Here is a 20,458-nt window from a genome sequence, read left to right on the forward strand (position 1 = left end):
AATAATATCTATATTATGTCATTTTGAAATACGGAATTAATATATTTTAAACTAACACACCCTATAATCGTTAAAAGACCGCAAATGGAGGATCAAAGATGCAGACAATTGGCGATGAAATTGTGTTGGAAGAAACAACCATTTTGGTATCTGAAACCGATGCAAAAGGGGTTATTGTTTACGCCGACGATGCCTTTGTTTCTGTCTCAGGATATGGCTTAGAAGAACTGATTGGTAAATCGCATAATATTATTCGTCATCCCGACATGCCAAAGGCTGCTTTTAAGCAAATGTGGCAAACCATTCAAAAAGGCGACGTTTGGCAAGGGTTTGTTAAAAATCGTACAAAAAACAATCAATTTTATTGGGTGTATGCAACTATTTTTCCTTTTGGAAAAGATCATTATCTCTCTGTACGAAAGATGGCAAGCAGGGAAGAAATTGAACGTTATACTAAAATCTATCGCGATATGCGTGCAAGCGAGGGGAGAGTATGAAGCACCTTAGTATTCAATTTAAAGTCACAATGCTCGTAATTATCTCTTTGATTTTGACAGCAGTTGTCTCAACCATTGTAGTGGTTGTTTTGATGAAACAGGATGAAACTGCACGATTAGAGGGGATTCGTTCAGTGATGACCCATGAAAAAGTGGAGGCACTTTCCGATAAAGTGGGAATTGCGCTAAAAGTACTCAACGCTTCGTATGTAGCCCTTCAAAAAGAGCCTGATAAGAGCCAGCCTGAAGTCATAAAACGTTACCAAGATAAAGCGAAAATGGCTATCAAGGAGCTTCGTTTTGGAAAAGACGGGTATTTTTGGATTAATGATTTTACGCCTGTGATGATTATGCATCCCATTAAGCCTTCCCTTGATGGCGCAAATTTGAGTCAATCCAAAGACCCTAACGGTAAATTTTTATTCAATGAAATGGTCAAGGTTGCGACCACAGAGGGCAAAGGGGTTGTGCATTATATGTGGGAAAAACCAGGATTTAGCACCCCACAAGCAAAAATCTCTTATGTAGAAGCGTTTAAACCATGGGGATGGATTATCGGTACGGGTGTTTATGCCGATGATATCGACGCATTGGTTGCCAAAGAGAAACAAACATTGGATGATGCTTTGATGGCATTAGTGATTCGCAATAGCATTATTTTGTTGGTGGTCGTGCTTCTTTTCTCTTTGTTATCCCGTTATTTGAGTCAAAAATTAATTGGAAGTCGTATGCAAAATCTCAAACACTATGTTGAAGATTTTGGATTGTATGTGACCAATAAGAAAAATCTTATTGATACCACGTTAGATGACCATGCCGACGATGAAATTGGCTCGACGGTGAGTGTGATTGATAAGACGTTTAAAGATTTTGAAAAACTTCGTTTGGATGATGTTCGCGTGGTAGGTGAAGTTCTCATTATTTGTTCAAAAATGTCTAATGGGTTTATGAACAATAAAACATCGTATATCTCTTCGAACTTTTTAACCAATCGCCTCTCCTTTGAAATTGATAGAATGATTGCCAAGGTCAATGAAGTGATGAATGCGACACTCTTTTCATTGCATGACTTCCAAAAGGGTGATTTTAGTAAACCGATTCAAATTGAAACCAACGGTGAATTAAAAGAGTTGGTCGATGGTGTCAATGCGCTCGGCAGTGCTTTAGCCAAAATGATTCATGAAAATGCCGAACAAAGTTCTCAAATACAAGCCAATGCTCAACAGCTCAGCGATTCTGTGACGACCATTAAAAATGAGCCACTGAGTGAACTGAATCGCATTGTGAAAAAAACAACGTCCTCCATGCAACAGATGGGTTCTGTTCAACAACATCTAGCCGATACGCTCAGTACTCTTTCTCAAAACGCTAAAGAGGTCAATGATATTTTAAACATGATAGGCGATATCGCAGATCAAACCAACCTTTTAGCGCTCAATGCCGCGATTGAAGCAGCGCGAGCGGGTGAACATGGGCGTGGATTTGCGGTTGTTGCGGATAATATTCGCGAACTTGCAGACAAGACCAATCATTCCCTAACACAAATTCAAGCTACGATTAGTGTCATCGTGGGCGGTATTGTGGATAGTTCAGCCAAGATGAGTACCAATGCAAAAGAGATGACTACACTCACGGCGGATGTGGAAGAAATTCAAGAAAAGACAGATGATATCTTGCATATTATGAGCCGCTTAAACTAATCAAATGCGTTACATGTAAAAAGGTTTACTTTACATGTAACGCTCTTTTCCCTTCACTTTTTGAATAATTTTCCGATATAGCTTTGGGGCAAATAAAGTATAAGGAGATGGACATGAGTACCATCAACCCATTAAATGCAACCCAAGTTCTGGTCAATCAAAATAGTACCAGTAACAATACTGTATCTTCAACGAGTAGTGCCAACACAGAAGAAGCGAGTGCGACTTCAAGCAGTATTCCTGTCGATACCGTTGAAATTTCGGACGAAGCAAAAGCATTAGCGGCAAGTAGCGAGAGTAGTAGCTCAAGCACAACAAGCGATGGCTCATCAAGCGAAAGTTCAACGACAGGTTCATCCAGCAGCACACAAAGCGGGGGCGCAAGTGCCACTTCAGGAACCAGTAGTGCGTCAAGTTCGAGCAGCAGTGTAGAAGATCAAATTGAAGCGTTAGAGAAAAAAATCGCTGCGCTTGAAAAAGAGATTGCTGCGGCACAAAAAGATTCTAAAGGCGATGCGCAAGGCAATAAAGATATTCAAATCAAAGAAGCCCTTATTGCATCCTATCAAGCACAAATCGCTGCATTAGAATCCGAGTCTACATCAACATCTGCCTAAAAAAATCCCTGTTTGGCTTGGGTAAAAGCTTTACATGTAAAATGACATGTAAAGCTTTTAAAGGCACCTCTTACACCCTCTTAAGTCCTCTTTGGGTACAATTAAAAAAACTATATTTAACAGAGAACTTATGAGCGAAATTCCTTATACCCATTTACATTTACATACTGAATACTCCTTGCTTGACGGCGCCAATAAAATAGGCAAGTTAGCAAAAAAACTCAAATCACAAGGTGTTACATCGGTTGCCATAACAGACCATGGCAACATGTTTGGAGCAATTGATTTTTATAAGACAATGCGTAAAGAAGGCATCAAACCGATTATTGGTATGGAAGCGTATATCCATAATCAAGATGATATTGGCGATAAAACAACCAAACAGCGTTTTCACCTTTGCTTATATGCTAAAAACGAAATTGGCTATAAAAATCTCATGTACCTCTCTTCGATGAGCTACATTCAAGGCTTTTATTACTATCCTCGTATCAACAAAAAAATGCTGATAGAACACTCTGAAGGTTTAGTCTGTTCGGGGGCATGTTTGCAAGGGGAAGTGAACTGGCACCTAAACCTCAATAATAAGCGAAATGTTCAATTCGGTGCGCGAGGATATGAGAGAGCCAAAGAGATAGCCCTTGAATACAAAGATATTTTCGGTGAAGATTTTTACTTGGAAATCATGCGTCATGGAATTTCCGACCAACATTTTATCGACGATGATATTTTACGTTTGGCTAAAGAAGCAGGCATTAAAGTTATTGCAACCAATGACACGCACTATTTAGAGCAAGACAATGCCGAAGCGCATGAGGCGTTTATGTGTATCGCGATGAACAAAGAGTTTGATGACCCCAATCGTTTGCGCCACTCTGTCCATGAGTTTTATGTGAAATCGCCTACGCAGATGAGTGATTTATTTGCGGACATCCCTGAAGCGATTTCCAATACGCAAGAGATTGTGGATAAATGTAATTTAGAGATAAAGCTGGGCGACCCAACACCGCCTAAATTTAAGTTTATGAAAGAGTATGCGGCAAAAGAGGGGCTTAGTTTTGAAAGCGATGATGATTTCTTTGCGTATCATTGTAGAGAGGGTTTGAAAAAGCGCCTTGAACTCGTAGATGAGAGTAAGCACGAAGAGTATAAAGCCAGGCTGGAGCGCGAGATTGATATTATCTGTAAAATGAAGTTTCCAGGCTACATGCTTATCGTTTGGGATTTTATTCGTGAAGCAAAAAGCAGAGGCGTTCCTGTAGGTCCGGGACGTGGTTCGGCAGCTGGTAGTTTGGTTGCTTATTCACTCTTCATTACCGACATCGACCCGATGCCCTATAACCTTCTGTTTGAGAGGTTTCTAAACCCAGAACGTATTAGTATGCCCGATATTGATATTGACTTTTGTCAAAGCAGACGGGGCGAAATTATTGATTATGTGGTTGAAAAATATGGACGCTACAATGTGGCGCAAGTCATCACGTTTGGTAAGCTTTTAGCCAAAGGTGTTATTCGTGACGTTGCGCGTGTTCTGGCAATTCCTTATGCCGAAGCGGATGCTATGGCAAAGCTCATTCCCGATGAACTCGGCATTACGCTTAATGGTATCGGTGTTGAGGGCGAAGAGGGGTATAAGCCAGGCGCGTATCAAAAAGAGCCAAAATTGCGTGAACTTATCGAAAGTAATCCTAAAATGCAACGTGTTTGGAAGTTTGCCTTAGCACTCGAAGGATTGAACCGAAACTCGGGAATGCATGCTGCGGGTGTTGTCATCAGTGATGAAGAGTTATGGCATAAAACGCCATTGTATCAGCCTTCGGGTGAAGACCATTTGGTGACACAATATTCACTGAATTACCTTGAAGATGTGGACTTAATTAAATTCGACTTCTTGGGTCTTAAGACCCTAACGGTGATTGATAATGCGCTCAAACTGATTAAGGCGCGTTATAACAAAGAGATTAACTTTAATGCCATTGATATGAATGACCCTAAAGTGTATGAGTTGATTCAAAGTGGTGATACGGTAGGGCTTTTCCAGATTGAATCCAGCGGTATGCAGTCTTTAAATGAACGCTTGAAGCCAAGTTTATTTGAAGATTTAATTGCGGTTTTGGCACTCTATCGCCCAGGTCCGATGGAATCAGGGATGTTAGATGATTTTATTGACCGTAAAAATGGTAAAAAAGAGATTGAATACTTTTTTGATGAATTCACCAAACCCCTTAAGCCTATTTTAGAGCCGACATACGGCGTTATCGTTTACCAAGAACAGGTTATGCAAATCGTTCAAGCCATTGGCGGATTTAGCCTTGGCGAAGCGGATTTGATTCGTCGTGCGATGGGTAAGAAAAAAATTGATTATATGAAACAAAAAGCCGAAGAGTTTGCCGATGGCGCTGTAAGACAAGGGCTAAATCGTGACCATGCCATTGAGCTTTTTGGATTGATTGAAAAATTTGCAGGGTACGGTTTTAACAAATCACACTCCGCTGCATATGCGATGGTAACCTTTGAGACAGCCTATTTAAAATGCTATTATCCGCAAGAATTTATGGCGGCACTTTTAACATCAGAACAAGATAATACAGACAAAATTGTCAAATATATTGATGAGGTAAAACGTCTAGGGCTTAAACTCTTACCACCGTCTATCCAACACTCTTTGGTTGAATTTAGTGCGATTACCGATACCGATGGGCAAGAGGCGATTTTGTTTGGTATGGGTGCGATTAAAGGTGTTGGAAATGCTGCGATTAGTAAAATCTTAGAAGCCAGAGAAGAAGGACCCTTTGCCGATATGAGTGATTTTATCTCACGTATCGACAGCTCAAAAGTCAATAAAAAAGTCCTTGAATCGTTTATCAAATCGGGAAGCTTTGATGACTTTGGGCATAGCAGACGCGCATTGCTTGAAAGCATTGATGTGATTATTGAAGCCAGTGCTGAGTGTAATCGTGCAAAGAAGATGGCAGAGTACTCTCTCTTTGGTGACGATGAAGAGATGGTGACCGTTCAAGTGAAAATCGAAGACATCCCTGAATTTGACAATAAAGCCATGCTGGATTTGGAAAAAGAGACCATAGGTTTTTATATCTCAGGTCATCCTTTGGATGCGTTTAGAGCTGAAATTGACCAGATGAGCTATACCCTCTCCAGTGAAAAAGAACAAATAGAAGATGGCTCCAAAGCGCTGTTTATTGGTAAAGTAGAAGCGATTAGCGAAAAAATCAGTAAAAAAGGCAATAAGTTTGGCATCATCACTTTAATGGACTTTCACGGCAGCATGGAACTGACAGTTTTTGAAAAACAACTGGAAAATCTCAATAAACTGGATATCGAAAAACCACTTTGTTTTAAAGTAGAAGTCAGTAATGATGAGCAGGGCGTTAAAATGCGCGTGCTTAAAATTATGGATTTGGATGAAGCAAAAAAAGAGAAGATTGACACCAAAGTTATTGAAATTCCACTTGATCCTAAAGTCTTGGTCTGTGACTTAAGCGATGATGTGGCGCTGTTGGAACGATTGTATCAGGTTGTAAGAGAAAGTCCTGGTAGAAGACCTTTGCATCTTATTATCACTTCTAAATTGCAAGATGTGCTCATCGAAACCGCTTTTGGCGTGGATGACAGTTTGGATGAAAAAATTGCGGCTATGGAACATGTAAAGGTTGTTTAGCCTTTACATGTAAAACTATTTCGGAATCTTAATGGCAAAGCCTTTAGGGTTTTCAAGAAGGTCAATTTTACCTCCATGGGCTTGAATAATCTGCAATGAAAGCGCAAGCCCTAATCCATTGCCTTTTGTTTTCGTTGTTTTAAACGGTTCAAACAGGATGTTTTTATTCTCAATGGCTTTACCATCATCTTTTACATGTAAAATCATATATTGGTCATCTTCTTGAAACGTAAGAGTGATGGTTCCTGTTTCATTGTCTGACTCTTCGATAGCATCAATGGCATTAAAGATGAAGTTTTGCAAAACCACATTTAAAAGCTCAAAATCACCTCTGATTTCTGTGTTTGGCAAATCAAATTGAAATGAGATTTCTTTCGTATACGAGTAAAGCGCGATGGCTTGCTCGCACTCTTTGGTAAAGTGGGCTAAGGAGAACGTGTTGGGATTGATTTGCACGCTCTTAGTGAAAAGCAACGTTGCTTTAATGATACGCTCAACCCTCCAAATCGCTTTTTTTATCTCCGTGACCAAGGGTTTGACGCTTGGATCAACTTTTTTGAGTAGGGTTGAGGCGAGCAAAGAGACTGAACCTATGGGGTTTCGAATCTCATGTGAAAGATGTGCCGCCACTTGCCCCATGGAAACGAGACGCTCTTGGCGCTTTCCTTCGGTGATGTCAGTGGCGGTAATAATCTTTTTATCGCCCTGTTGCACGCTTTTTAACAAATAAGATTTTCCCTCAAAATCAATCTCTTGAGTCTCTTCTTGGAGATGCACATTGTCCAAAAGAGCACCGATATTTTTAGCTTCGCTGTTTTGCAGAAAAATGGTTCCTTCTTTATCAAATACCCAAAGTGCATTGGGTTGTACTTCAATGATTTGACGGATAATATCTTGAAGCGCATTGTACGAAACACCCAGTTTTTTATACTCATCTTCAATAACATACGTTTGGTTAATGAGGTCCTCAAGACCTTGTTTAAAAAGCTCTTTTTCTTTGGCACTAAGACTATTGAGCAAATTTTCATCAATCATTTTTGATTCCCATCATCTTTTTAAATGTTTATTAAAGGTATAATACCCAAAAAAGTTTTGGGAAACGTAGTGAAAGAGATACGAAGAAATATTATTAAAGATAAAAATATTCTCTATTTTGATTATACTGCCTCAGGGCAGGGGTATAAACCTATCGAAAAACAGATGTTAGAAATCTTAAAAACGTATGCCAATACCCACTCTGAAGTCGCTTCAAGTGCCATAAAAACAAGTCAATACTATGCAAAGGCACGCAGCGATTTGAAAAAAGCATTGGCTGTGGATGAACGCTTTTACCTTTTTCCCTGTGGTACAGGGGCGACAGGAGCAATTAAAAAGTTTCAAGAATTGATGGGACTTTATATACCACCGCGTACACTTAAGCGTTATGGGCATAAACCTGAAAATCTTCCTGTTGTATTTATTGGTCCGTATGAACACCATTCCAATGAATTGAGCTTCCGCGAGGGACTATGCGAAGTAGTGCGCATTCCACTTGATTTGGATGAAAAAATTGATATTAGTGTTTTGGAAACGAAACTAGAGGCCTATAAAAATCGTGAGATTATTGCTTCGTTCTCTGTGGCTTCTAATGTGACGGGCATTGTGAGTGATTATAAAAGTATTTATACGCTGGTTAAGCGCTATAAGGGAATTTTATGCCTTGACGCGGCAGCGGCGTCACCTTACATTAATGTCGATTGCAATTATTATGACGCCTTGTTTCTCTCTCCGCATAAACTATTAGGCGGTGTAGGTTCTTGCGGGCTTTTGGTGATGAAAAAAGAGTTATGCACCGATACCAAGCCAACTTTCGCAGGGGGTGGAACCGTGGCCTATGTTTCACGGATATCTCATAACTTTTTAAGTGATATTGAATGCATTGAAGATGCGGGAACACCTGCAATTTTACAATTTATCAAAGCCTCTTTAGCGTATAACTTACGTAATGCCATCGGGCTTGATAAAATCTATGCGGCTGAAGAAGAACTCAAATTTTACTTTGGTTCTCGTTTACGTTTGATTGAGGGTGTGAAACTCTATTGTAAATATTCTCAAGAAAAATTGCCGATTTTTTCACTCAATTTTGAAGGGATTAATCCTTACACCATTTCTCAGTATTTATCGGAGCATTTTGGTATTCAAACCAGAGCGGGATGCAGTTGTGCAGGGCCTTATGGACACGACTTATTGGCTTTAGAAGATGGACAGTCTTTTGATGAAAAGCCCGGTTGGCTTCGCATCAGTATCCATTTTACCCACACGAAAAAAGAGATTGACCGCTTGTTAAAAGCGATTGAAACTACAGTAAAAGCTTTACGCAAAAATCACTAAGATTTTTTACATGTAAACGTTTGGAAGAGGTTAAAACTTCTTCCAAAAGCTACGGCTTAACATCATAAAAACAGTATAACACTCAAGTCTTCCGATAATCATTGCCAAAGAGAGAATCAATTTATCGTACCATGAAAAGAAAGCATAATTTTGCGAAGGGCCTGTGAGCCCAAGACCCGGACCAATATTGCCTATCGTAGCGATTGCAGTACTAAATGCGGTCATAAAATCATAGCCTCTTGCATATAAGTACATCATCACTAAAAATGTTGTCAAGATGAAGAGCGCAAAAAAGCCAAAAATAGAGTTGATAATAGAGCTTCTGATTTGCTTTCCATCCACAAAAATAGAGGTGATAACATCGGGCTGAATCGAGCGTTTTATTTCTAATGCTATATTTTTAAAGAAGAGAATATAACGAATCATCTTGATACCACCAGCCGTTGAGCCGGTATTGGCACTCATCATCATCGCAAAAATAGCAATCATCATTGCCGTTTGACCCCATAACTCATAATCCGTTGAGGCAAATCCTGTGGTTGTCGCCAGGGTTGAAACGGTAAAAAATGAGTGCATCAGCGACGTGTAAAAAGAGTCGCCACTGGTATTGACATGAATAAGTGATAAAATCATAGAAAGGGCAATAATAAGCCCTATATACCATTTGGTTTCTTCTGTGTTATAACAATTTTTTTCGCCTTTAAACAGACGAATATGTGCTAAAAAGTTGATACCTGAGATAACCATGAAAAAGGTTGTTGTCCAGATAACACCATCACTAAATGCACCAATAGAAGCATTTCGTGTCGAAAAACCTCCTGTTGAAATCGTTGCAAAAGCATGATTGATTGCATCAAACCAGTTCATACCAAAGAGCATTAAAAGCGCAAAATCAAGCAAGGTAAACAAAATATACACCGCCCAAATACGATTGGCGGTATCTTTGATTTTCGGTGTAATTTTATCCATCGAAATACCAGTGGATTCTGCTTTAAAGAGACTTAGTGAGCCGCTTGGATTGATGAGAGGTAAAAGACCAACCCCTAGCACAATGATACCAATACCCCCAATCCAATGCATTAAACTTCGATGAAAAAGAATGGATTTTGGTAGGATTTCTACGTTGGTATAAACACTGGCTCCCGTGGTCGTAAAACCACTGATGGCTTCAAAAAAGGCACCTGCTAAGTCGATTTTCGTGTAGAGAACCAATGGAATAGCTCCCCCGATACCAAGGAGTATCCAAATAAAATTTACAGAGATAATACTCTCTTTGATACCAAGATGCATGGCATCATTTTTTAAAATTAAAAAGATAGAGAGGTTAATGACAAACAATGCAAACATTGAAACAGCGTAGATGAAGACATCTTCGTTATAAAAAAAGCCTATAAGTGGCGGTATGAGAAAAAGGAAAAAAACAACAAGTCCAACAGCGGATACAAACTTTAGAATGCTTTTAATACTCATGGGATACTTTAATTAAGGGTTCTGCTGTAGCCATTTTGCTACAAGGTCAAAATCAAGCTCTTTTGTAAAGGCAACAATAACATCATCGCGTTGAAATTCATTGATGAGTCTATACTCGTATATGTCATTGTCTCTTAGGACAATAAAATGCCCTTTATCATCGACTTTATCGGGAAGGGGAAGCTTCTCACCTAGAAGAGGTGAATTTGAGTCAATTTTTCGTAATAAAATAGCACCTTCGCCACCACAGAATTTCTTTTGTGTGAAGATATTATTGGACTGGATACGCTCTAAAATAGAGTAGTAGGCATTGATTTTTTCCCCTCGTACGACTTCAATGTTGAGATTACGCATCAAAGAAGAGTAGGCAATGTCGTTATTAATTCCAATGATTTTTTTAATGCCTTTTTGCTTCGCTTCAATGCACTTTGTGATGTTATATTCATCGTTTTTGGTCGCGGCAATGAACATATCGGTATCAAAACGTGTTGTGTTGATATGGTCGGCATCATAGGTTGTTTTTAAAACGGTTGCTTTGTTTTTCAGTTCGATATTGGCTTTACGGCACAATTCGATATTTTTATCCATAATTTGAACGTCAATCCCTTTTTTAAGAAGGACTTTTGCTATCTCAACACCCAATGCATCTGCTCCAAAAATGACACAGTTTTTAATCGGCGTGGAAGGTTCATTAAATTCACATACGGTGGTGCGAAGCGATAAAATGGCATTTGGAAAAGCAAAAAAGTAGATAAGATCACCCGGCAGTATAGTCTCAACAGGCTTTGGAACAAAAAACTCTTTTTTTCTCTCAATACCCGCAACGGCCACTTCACCACTAATTTCTCCTATAAAGGTAGAAATCATACGGGGTGTAAAATCTTCTTTAAGACGAATTGAAATTAAAAGGGCTTTGGTATCATTGAATGATTTAGCATTGTGTGCGTGAGAAAAATCAACCAAGTATTTAAAAGGTTGTGCCGCTTCAAAGGAGGGTACGATTGTCTCATTGATGTTCAGTTTTGCTTTGACTTGATCGCTGGCAAAGAAGGTGTTTTTTAAACGAATAATTTTACGTTTAACCGTTGCAATATTATCAATAATCAGTGACGACAGAAGATTCACTTCATCGGAATCGGTCACGGCGATAAAAAGATCAACTTGTTGGTTAATTCCAAGATACGTGTGAGGGTTTTCAATATTGCCACATATGCCTAAAACATCAAGGTTTTCCTGTATATTTTGGATGGCATATTCATTCTGGTCGATAACGGTAACGCTGTTGTTGTGCATAAGATGTTTGGCGATATTGTAGCCAACTCTTCCTGCTCCTGCTATAATCACTTGCATAAAAATCTGTCTCTCATATTAGTAATTGTAATGAACGTTAAAAAAGTATTGTATCACATTCTGATAAAAAACAAGAGAGCGTCACTCAAAGAAAAGCAAAGAAGAAAAAAGTCTTACGAAGGAAAAACAAGAAGTCTTAAAAAAGACTACCTTGTTTCATTAAATTGTTTCATATTTTCAATATATGCTTCACGCATAACATTCATAAATGCATTGGCTCGTTTTGTGTCTGTGATGGTAATGAGCGCTTCATTACCGAATTTATCGCTGATTTTGCTTAAATCATACGCAAGTTTAGATTTCTCATTGACTTTTGTGAGTGCTTTATAAAACGCTTCATCAAGCTCTTTATTTTTCAGTTTATCGTTTTGATAAAGATAAATAGCAATCTTATACACTTCATCTTTGTCATTGCTATATACTTCAACATACTCAACAGCATTGTCTAAAAGTTTGATATTGAAATAATTTTGATCTTTTGTCACACAAGAAAAATCAGTACATTTAAATCCATTTGCTTCAAGAAACGCTTTGTCTTTCCCAATCAAATCATCTAAAAAACCGGCAAAAAGTGTCATGTGTGTGAGTAATGCAAGAAAAAAAGTTATTTTTTTCATCGTGTTTACCTTTATCTATAATTTTCAGTAATCCAAAATTCAGGCATAAGTGGTGGGTCCTGAGTGGCTCGAACACTCGACCACCCCGTTATGAGCGGGGTGCTCTAACCAACTGAGCTAAGGACCCAAATTTAAAGAGTGAAATTGTACCCTTTTTATTGTTAAATAAATATAAAAAACTTCCAAAAAATAGCCTTAAATAGGGCGCTACAAGGAATACTTAATTGAACGGTAGGTTGGGTCAAAACGAAATGCTAATAGATTTTCTAAAATACCAAAAAGTGCAAAAAAAGTAATAAAACTACTACCGCCATAACTGTAAAACGGAAGCGGCACACCTACCACGGGTGCCAAGCCAATGGTCATGGCGATATTAATGCTCATATAAAAGAAAATGAGCAATGAAATAGCACTGGTAATCACTTGTGCAAAATAGTCTTCTTTGAGTTTAAAATTGAGCGTAATAAGGTGAATCACCAAAAGAGCGTAACAGACAATGAGTCCGAGTGCTCCCCAAAAACCAAGTCTCTCAACGGTGTACGCAAAAATGAAGTCACTGGTTGCAATCGGTAAGAATTTATAATGTGTTTGAGTTGCTTCACTGCGCTCTTTTCCCGTTAGTCCTCCTGAGCCAATGGCAATAATCGATTGTTTGACGTGATAGCTTGGTTGGTCGGAGAGAAAATCTGAAATACGTTGTTTTTGATAATCATGTAAACTATTGTAGAGAATAGGACTGCTCAGTCCAACGATAATGGCTAACGTAATCCATATTTTCTTATTGACGCCAATAACAAAAAGCGTACCATAGCCTAAGAGCAGCAAAATCATAGCCGTTCCAAGATCGGGTTCTTTGGCGATAAGTGCAAATGGTAAAAGGATATAAAAGCTGAGTTTGAAAAAAGACTTCCACCCATAGCCCTCTTCATCGGGCGGATTGTATTTGATAAGATAGGCGAGCATCAGGATAAATGCAGGTTTGAAAATTTCAGAGGGTTGAATGGTAAAGTGTACAAACGGAATCTCTAGCCAACGCCTTGCCCCGAGTTTTGCTATTCCAAAAAAATCAACACTCAGGAGCAGTACAACCGTGACCCAATAAAAAAAAGGGATGACCCATTCAATCTTTTTAATCGGGATAATAAAAAAAATAACAAATGCCAAACAGCCTACGGCATAGTAGACAATTTGTTTATTCGAGAGTGCAACATTAGCTTCGTCGATAAGAAAGTACGAAAGTGCAATGATAGGTAAGACCAATATAGGAATTAAAAAATCAAAATGTGTTAAGATGCGCCTATCAATTTGAAACACAAAGTTCCTTTGGAAAGTTTTCAAAAGTATATCAAAAAATGATAGGAAAGTAGACGGATGGAGTTTACATGTAAAGAGTCCAGCCGCCTTGATGTTGCTATGAGTGAAGCGCTGAATCTTCCTCGCAATCAAGTCGAAAAACTCGTAAAAAACGTAGGTGTTTTAATTAATGGCACACAAAGTTATAAAAGCAGCTACAAAGTACAACACGGTGATGTCATTACGTATGAGTTTGTTGAAGCTCCTAAAAGCCAATCAGCATATCGTATCGAATTTGATGTGCCTATTTTGTATGAAGATGATGATCTTTTAATTATCAATAAACCGCCTTTTCTGACCGTACATGGCGCCCCAAGTGTCAAAGAAGCCACTTTGGTGGATTGGCTACAGCATAAAGGCATCTCACTTTCAACCATTAGTGGAGAAGAGCGTCATGGCATCGTCCACCGTATCGATAAAGAAACGAGCGGTGCGTTAGTCATTGCCAAAAACAATGAAGCTCATGTTAAATTAGCAGAACAATTAGAAGATAAGAGCATGGGAAGATACTATTTAGCCATTATTGACGTGCCCTTAAAGGAGAATTTGATTGTAGAACTTCCTATCGGGCGTAATCCCAATCATCGTTTAAAAATGGCGGTGGTTAAAGAAGGGCGCAATGCAAAAAGTGCGTTTACTAAATTGGCACTCTCCAATGATGGGAAAAAAGAGTTGATTGCGGCAAAACTTTTTACAGGGCGTACGCATCAGATTCGCGTGCACCTCAATGCCCTTTCACGCCATATTATTGGCGATAGTTTATACGGCTTTAAGAGCCAAAATGGTACAATACCAAGAGTTATGTTACATGCGTATATTTTGTATTTAAACCATCCCAAAACTGGCAAGCTTTTACAAGTACACGCACCGTTATGGGACGATTTTAATACTTATTTGACACACCATTTTAAGAAGGAAGAAATAGATGAAAAGATCACTTTGGATAGCATCGTTAGTGGCTTTAAGTTTGATGATAAATGGTTGCGAAAAGACTCTTGAAACACCTAAAGAGCCTGTGATTGATTCCTCGCTTCCACGTATAGAAACGATTCGAACGCTACCTGACATTACGGAAATTGGATTTGAATGGACGCCTGTTTATGGTGAGCGGGTTGAAGGGTATTATTTGTACCGTATGGACGGCAATAAAATGAAAAAAATTGCAACCATTCACGATAAATACACTTCCCATTATGTTGATACAAAATTAACACCCGATACACAATACAGTTATCGAATGACAACATTTAGCGCAGAGAAACGCGAGTCTGAACCAAGCCCTATTATCACTGTTACGACAACCGGTAAGATTGAATCTGTTTCGTTTGTTAAAGCAATTACAGGATTGCCTAATCGTGTCAAATTGGTGTGGAGACCACATCCGATGGATCGCGTTGAGGCGTATATTATTGAGCGTAATGAGTTCAAATCGACGAAATGGGAAGAAGTAGGGCGTGTGAATGGTCGATTAAATGCGGAGTATATTGACAAAGACTTAAAAGATAACTACGTTTATCGTTATCGCATTAAAGTGAAAACATACGACGATATTATTTCTAAACCAAGCGAAATTGTAGAAGCACACACCAAACCTCTGCCAAAACAGATAACCGGTGTCAAAGCAACAACGGATTTGCCTAAAAAAATCGTTTTGACATGGAATCCTGCGAGTGAAAGTGATTTTTCGCATTATAAAATTTATCGCTCTCCCACGTCATCTTTGTTTTACAGTTACCATGGAAGAACAAAAAATACAGAATTTGAAGATTTAGTCAATGAAAATGGTAAAACGTATTACTACAAAGTTGTTGCGGTTGATGCCGATGGCTTAGAATCACAACAACCCGATGCTGCCATTATGGGAACAACCCTTGCTGCACTTGCTGCGCCTGTGGTAAACGCTGTGAAGCACGATGGCAGGTCTATCTATCTTTCATGGAGCGGTGACCAAAATACCGTTAAATATACTATTACCAAAGAATTCCAAAGTGGTGGTAGCACTAAAAAGCAAAATTTTACAGGTATCTTTGAGAACAATTACCAAGACATGGATACCGTTCCAGGGGTAGAGTACAAATATAATATTATTGCTATTGATAAATTTGGTATCGCATCCAATCCTTCTGATAGTGTATTGATTACGATTCCAAAGGAATAAAAGTAGGTTATGCCAAATTTTCATACAACGACACTCAAAAAGCTAACCTATCCTTGTTCTTACAATGAAACGACGTTTCATTTTGAAGCTTCTTCACCAAGAGGAAATACCTTGGTGATGGCTTCACATCAAGAAGAAGAGTTATTAATTCGAATCACGCCCAAACCAGAAGGTGGTTTCCTCGTAAAAGGCGATAAAGTCACTCGTCCGACGCAAGCCTCTTTTTTACAAAAAGTCTTGATGGATTTTCGTGATATGCATGAAGCAGAGGTTACGCACTCCAATATTGAACCTAAAAAGTTTTTACATGTAAAACATTCGCCGTACCTTAAAGAGATTGATTTTTTTGCACATTCGTTTGATACGAAGCGTGAAATTTGGGTAGAAATAGGCTTTGGTAGCGGCAGGCATCTGTTGCATCAAGCAAAAAAAAATCCTCAGATTCAATTCATCGGTTTAGAAATTCATAAACCCTCCATTGAGCAAGTTTTAAAGCAGTGTGAATTGCAATCCATTGAAAATATTTTGGTGATTGATTACGATGCGAGACTCTTTATGGAGTTTTTGCCTTCTAATTGTGTGGGGCGCATTTTTGTGCATTTTCCTGTACCTTGGGATAAAAAACCACACAGACGTGTTTTTTCAGCTGGATTTATTGAAGAAGCATTGCGTACTTTACATGTAAATGGTACACTAGAACTTCGAACAGATAGTGAGCTTTATTTTGAATTTTCATTTTCACAAATGATGCAACTCTCACGCGCAAATGTGCATGTGAAAAAGAATGCCGATCTTGAGATTACGAGTAAGTATGAAGATCGATGGCGAAAAATGCATAAGAATATTTATGATGTTACTCTAACCAATGAGAGTATTTCAGAGGCAATCTCCGGTATCTCAACGCTTCATTTTTCACAAAGTGTGAATTTTGCAAAAGTGTATGCCGCTTTTCACGATGAACTTTTACGTGGAGAGGATTTTTTCGTGCATTTTGAAGAGATATTCAAGATTGACGATACTTCTGGACTCATTCGCCTCTCTTTTGGAGCAAATGAGCGGAATGAAAAGTGTTATATTTTGATAGATAAAACGAAGGTGTCGTATCTGCCTGATGCGATTTTAGCAACGAAAAGCAACAGTGCTGCTCATATCTTAATAGAAAAGTGGTTTCATGGAATATGTGATTAAAGCCAATGGCTTGAATATCAGTTATGAACGCGATGAGCCTGTCATAACGGATGCTAGTATTGCTATTAAAGCACAAGATTTTGTTTTTATTACGGGAAAGAGTGGGAGTGGCAAATCAACGATCATTAAATCGCTTTACGGTGAGTTACTGCCTAATCATGGTGAGCTCAATGTGTGTGGTGTGGATTTGAAGAATATTAGCAGCTCCAAACTCAACCTTTTACGTCGCTATTTGGGTGTTGTTTTTCAAGATTATAAACTCATCGATGAGTGGAGTGTGGAACAAAATGTGATGTTGCCGCTTATTATCGGTGGATTTTCTAAAAGTGTGTGTGTCAAGCAAGCCCATAAGCTTTTAAAGCACGTTAAATTGTTGCATAAAATTAATAAGTATCCTTACGAGCTGAGTGGTGGTGAACAGCAACGTGTGGCTATGGCGCGAGCGTTAGCGCATAATCCCGTCCTCATTTTAGCGGATGAGCCAACCGGAAATTTAGACAGTTATTCCAGTGAAGTGATTTGGAATTTACTCAAAGGTGCCAAAGAGCATCTAGGCACAACGGTGGTTGTCGTAACGCATAATATTCCTTCAACATTGGGAATTGATTATAAACACTATTTTCTAGAAGGTGGCGTCTTACATGAGGTCAATTAGTAGCCATTTTTCCATTTTTATTTCAGGCTTTGTTTTACTGTTTTCTTTTCAGTTTACAACCGTGATTAAAAGTATTGTCAATGATTATGCTTCAAAAATAGTCAATGAATACTCTATCGTAGTTGTTTCATCAGCTGAACTCAAAGAAGACGAATTACGAAAACATGTGCCAGAGATTGAATCTGTTTCTGAAATTAGCAGTAAAAAGATTCTTGATCGTCTTAAAAATGATATGTCTTCTAAAAATTTGGCACTGTTACAAGTAGCTCTTCCTAAATTTTATTCCCTCAAATTAGAGTCTTTACCTAATAAAAAACGTATTGAAGCGATTAAGCAAAAATTATTGGAAATTAACACTATTACGCGAATAGAAACGTTTGCAAAAACCCATGAAAAAATGTTTAAAATGTTTTTGTTACTGCAATCAATGGTCTATATTTTTGCTTTATTTGTCGCATTGGTTGCGATACTTCTTATCTTTAAGCAAATTCGCATTTGGATTTATGAACACAATAGACGTATGTCGATTATGACACTCTTTGGCGCATCTTTTTTTATGAAAAGCGCAATGTTATATCGCATGACTATCGTCGATACTTTAGCCAGTGCTTTGTGTGTGTGCCTGATTTATTCTATTGCACCAAGACTTAGCATTGTACAGTCTTTTGCTAATGAACTGGATATTGTGATTCCTCCGTTTGATTTTTTATATGAAGGCGGCACATTGATAGGCGCATCGATTCTTTTTGCTTTGGTTGCAGTGACAATTGTTGCTCGCAAGATTGGACGTGTATGATTTATAGGCTTTTAGGAGTCGCTTCACTTCTTCTGCCCTTATTGGCGTTCTCAGCTTCCAATACAGTCCAGAAGATTACCGAAAAATCAAAAACACTTGAAGAGAAGTTGCAGACCGAAAAGAAAATACACGGTAAATTACAAGATATTGCTAATGATATTGTCAATGAAGAAAAGAATATCGAAAAAATAAAAGACAAAATTGATGATTTAAGTAAAAATATTAATGATTCACAAGAAGTCGTACAACGTAAATATGAATACCTCGATAAACTTACCAAAGATACACAGCTTCTCTCTTCTCAAAAAAAAGATTTAGAACAGAAAATTATTAAAATTATTGCTGAAGATTTTTCGTTTTATCTCGTTTCAGACAGCGATTATCTTGATAACGAAGATGGTATTCTTGTGGATGAAGTCCTCCAAAAAATGGATACGATTATGCGTAAAGAGTTCGGAAAGCTTGCCACGGATTATAAACAAGTCAATGAACAAATCTACTCTCAAAGCCAAGAGATTAAGAGTATTCATAGTGAAATACAAAGTGCTAAAAATAAAAAAGATGAGTTGGTCTCTTTAGAAAAAAAGCGTGAGAGCTCCATTATCGCTTTGAATGCAAAAAAAGAAGATTATAAAAAGCAGCTTGATGATATTCAAAAAGAGCGAGATGAATTAAGAGTGACCCTTGAAAAACTCAAAATTATTAAAGTTCAAGAAGATAATAAAGTTTTAGCGGAGAAGAATGCTAAACGTGACAAATCACCAGGGAATGTTGGTGAATCTGGCATCAGACAAATAGGCTCATCGTATCAAAACAGTAATGTTAAAAAATATGTGGGAGAACGAACCATCTCTCCACTAGATAGCTATTCTGTGAAGAGACGATTTGGAGATTATATTGACCCTATTTATAAAATTAAAATTTTTAATGAATCGGTAGTGCTTGCGTCGAATGTTCCTGATGCAACGGTTAAGAGTGTTTTAAATGGAAAAGTTATTTTTGCAAAAGACACTGCCTCTATGGAAAAAGTTGTCATTATTGAAAATGGCGATGAGATTCATACCATTTACGCACACCTTTCAAAAATTGCGCCAACGATTCAAGTAGGGCAAAAAATCAAAAAAGGCTACATTATCGGGCGGGTTGATAATGACTTAACGTTTGAAGTGACACAAAAGAATTTTCACATTGATCCACTAGAACTGATTGCAAAGTAACTTTTTAGGTCTCTTAGGGTACAATAGAGACGTTTTCTATGCCTAGAAAAGAAAGGTTTACACACGATGGAGAAGAGAAAAAGGGTTTTAGTGAAATTCTCTGGCGAAGCACTTGCTGGAGAAAATGGATTTGGTATTGATACATCAATCTTAAAATTTATTGCAGATGAAATTAAGTCGCTTGTTGTTCACGGTATTGAAGTCGGTATTGTCATCGGTGGTGGGAATATCATTCGTGGTGTCAGTGCCGCAAAAGATGGAATCATTAAACGCACAAGCGGTGATTATATGGGAATGATGGCAACGGTTATTAATAGCATTGCTATGCAAGAAGCATTGGAGCATGTCGGTATGGAAGTCCGCGTTCAAAGTGCTATTAAAATGGAAGCTATTTGTGAAACATTTATTGTCAGACGCGCACAACGCCATTTTGAAAAAGAGCGAATTGTCATTTTTGCAGCAGGAACAGGAAATCCTTTTTTTACAACCGATACAGCTGCGACACTTCGTGCTATCGAAATAGGGGCTGATATGATTATTAAAGCAACCAAAGTAGATGGTGTTTACGATAAAGATCCTAATAAATTTTTAGATGCACAAAAACTGGCGGAATTGACATATGACAGAGCAATGGACGATGCGATTAAAGTGATGGATGATACATCTATTGCATTGGCAAAAGACAACAACCTTCCTATTGTTGTGTGCAATATGTTTGCTAAAGGGAATCTTTTAAAAATTATTGAGGGCAATTTAGAGAGTTGCTCTATCGTTCGAAAATAAATAAACGCAAG

At 38.2% G+C, this 20,458-nt stretch carries 17 protein-coding genes and 1 tRNA gene; 12 read left to right on the forward strand and 6 right to left on the reverse strand.

The window, feature by feature from the left end; genetic code table 11:
* Positions 1 to 98 precede the first annotated feature (98 nt).
* From AC5SLP_RS03100 to dnaE, 4 genes are all read left to right on the forward strand, one after another.
* The gene (locus AC5SLP_RS03100; RefSeq protein ID WP_495253660.1) at positions 99 to 497 is read left to right on the forward strand and encodes a PAS domain-containing protein; all 399 of its coding nucleotides are present in this window, start codon (positions 99 to 101) and stop codon (positions 495 to 497) included.
* Positions 494 to 2,197: a cache domain-containing protein gene (locus AC5SLP_RS03105; protein WP_495253661.1), complete on the forward strand. Its 1,704-nt coding sequence runs from the start codon at positions 494 to 496 to the stop codon at positions 2,195 to 2,197. The genes AC5SLP_RS03100 and AC5SLP_RS03105 overlap by 4 nt, the downstream gene beginning before the upstream one ends.
* Before the next feature lie 113 nt (positions 2,198 to 2,310).
* On the forward strand, positions 2,311 to 2,814 hold the full coding sequence (locus AC5SLP_RS03110; RefSeq protein WP_495253662.1) for a hypothetical protein: 504 nt from the start codon (positions 2,311 to 2,313) through the stop codon (positions 2,812 to 2,814).
* A gap of 130 nt (positions 2,815 to 2,944) precedes the next feature.
* On the forward strand, positions 2,945 to 6,490 hold the full coding sequence (gene dnaE / locus AC5SLP_RS03115) for a DNA polymerase III subunit alpha (RefSeq protein ID WP_495253663.1): 3,546 nt from the start codon (positions 2,945 to 2,947) through the stop codon (positions 6,488 to 6,490).
* Positions 6,491 to 6,505: 15 nt separating this feature from the next.
* Here dnaE and AC5SLP_RS03120 read toward each other — a convergent pair whose 3' ends face one another.
* Complete coding sequence (locus tag AC5SLP_RS03120; RefSeq protein WP_495253664.1) at positions 6,506 to 7,525, reverse strand: sensor histidine kinase; 1,020 nt, start codon at positions 7,523 to 7,525, stop codon at positions 6,506 to 6,508.
* A gap of 69 nt (positions 7,526 to 7,594) precedes the next feature.
* Here AC5SLP_RS03120 and AC5SLP_RS03125 point away from each other — a divergent pair, with 69 nt between their 5' ends.
* A complete protein-coding gene (locus tag AC5SLP_RS03125) occupies positions 7,595 to 8,860 on the forward strand; it encodes an aminotransferase class V-fold PLP-dependent enzyme (RefSeq protein ID WP_495253665.1) in 1,266 nt (421 codons plus the stop codon).
* A 30-nt stretch (positions 8,861 to 8,890) separates the two neighbouring features.
* On the opposite strand, the gene AC5SLP_RS03130 is transcribed toward AC5SLP_RS03125, so the two are convergent.
* The 5 genes from AC5SLP_RS03130 to AC5SLP_RS03150 form a co-directional block, all read right to left on the reverse strand.
* Positions 8,891 to 10,330 (reverse strand): TrkH family potassium uptake protein, encoded by a 1,440-nt coding sequence (locus AC5SLP_RS03130; protein WP_495253666.1) that lies wholly within the window; start codon positions 10,328 to 10,330, stop codon positions 8,891 to 8,893.
* 12 nt (positions 10,331 to 10,342) lie between these two features.
* Positions 10,343 to 11,680, reverse strand: coding sequence for an NAD-binding protein (locus AC5SLP_RS03135; protein WP_495253667.1), 1,338 nt, complete (start codon positions 11,678 to 11,680; stop codon positions 10,343 to 10,345).
* A 146-nt stretch (positions 11,681 to 11,826) separates the two neighbouring features.
* Positions 11,827 to 12,297, reverse strand: a complete 471-nt coding sequence (locus AC5SLP_RS03140) for a hypothetical protein (protein WP_495253668.1) — start codon at positions 12,295 to 12,297, stop codon at positions 11,827 to 11,829.
* Between the two features lie 50 nt (positions 12,298 to 12,347).
* A tRNA-Ile gene (locus AC5SLP_RS03145) sits at positions 12,348 to 12,424 on the reverse strand.
* Between the two features lie 80 nt (positions 12,425 to 12,504).
* Positions 12,505 to 13,611, reverse strand: a complete 1,107-nt coding sequence (locus AC5SLP_RS03150) for an FtsW/RodA/SpoVE family cell cycle protein (RefSeq protein WP_495253669.1) — start codon at positions 13,609 to 13,611, stop codon at positions 12,505 to 12,507.
* Between the two features lie 57 nt (positions 13,612 to 13,668).
* Between AC5SLP_RS03150 and AC5SLP_RS03155 the strand changes: the two genes are divergently transcribed.
* The 7 genes from AC5SLP_RS03155 to pyrH all read left to right on the forward strand — a co-directional run bounded on the left by AC5SLP_RS03155 (position 13,669) and on the right by pyrH (position 20,447).
* Positions 13,669 to 14,649 carry an RluA family pseudouridine synthase gene (locus AC5SLP_RS03155; RefSeq protein ID WP_495253670.1) on the forward strand — a complete coding sequence of 327 codons (981 nt, stop codon included), beginning with the start codon at positions 13,669 to 13,671 and terminating at the stop codon, positions 14,647 to 14,649.
* Complete coding sequence (locus tag AC5SLP_RS03160) at positions 14,576 to 15,808, forward strand: fibronectin type III domain-containing protein (protein WP_495253671.1); 1,233 nt, start codon at positions 14,576 to 14,578, stop codon at positions 15,806 to 15,808. Before AC5SLP_RS03155 ends, AC5SLP_RS03160 begins: the two co-directional genes overlap by 74 nt.
* 9 nt (positions 15,809 to 15,817) lie before the next feature.
* The gene (trmB, locus tag AC5SLP_RS03165) at positions 15,818 to 16,996 is read left to right on the forward strand and encodes a tRNA (guanosine(46)-N7)-methyltransferase TrmB (RefSeq protein WP_495253672.1); all 1,179 of its coding nucleotides are present in this window, start codon (positions 15,818 to 15,820) and stop codon (positions 16,994 to 16,996) included.
* Positions 16,980 to 17,651: a cell division ATP-binding protein FtsE gene (locus AC5SLP_RS03170; RefSeq protein ID WP_495253673.1), complete on the forward strand. Its 672-nt coding sequence runs from the start codon at positions 16,980 to 16,982 to the stop codon at positions 17,649 to 17,651. The genes trmB and AC5SLP_RS03170 overlap by 17 nt, the downstream gene beginning before the upstream one ends.
* Complete coding sequence (locus AC5SLP_RS03175) at positions 17,638 to 18,447, forward strand: cell division protein FtsX (protein ID WP_495253674.1); 810 nt, start codon at positions 17,638 to 17,640, stop codon at positions 18,445 to 18,447. The genes AC5SLP_RS03170 and AC5SLP_RS03175 overlap by 14 nt, the downstream gene beginning before the upstream one ends.
* The gene (locus AC5SLP_RS03180; RefSeq protein WP_495253675.1) at positions 18,444 to 19,664 is read left to right on the forward strand and encodes a murein hydrolase activator EnvC family protein; all 1,221 of its coding nucleotides are present in this window, start codon (positions 18,444 to 18,446) and stop codon (positions 19,662 to 19,664) included. Before AC5SLP_RS03175 ends, AC5SLP_RS03180 begins: the two co-directional genes overlap by 4 nt.
* A 66-nt stretch (positions 19,665 to 19,730) precedes the next feature.
* Positions 19,731 to 20,447 carry a UMP kinase gene (gene pyrH / locus AC5SLP_RS03185; RefSeq protein WP_495253676.1) on the forward strand — a complete coding sequence of 239 codons (717 nt, stop codon included), beginning with the start codon at positions 19,731 to 19,733 and terminating at the stop codon, positions 20,445 to 20,447.
* The last annotated feature ends 11 nt before the right edge of the window (positions 20,448 to 20,458 follow it).

The organism is Sulfurospirillum sp. E15m (assembly GCF_059415145.1).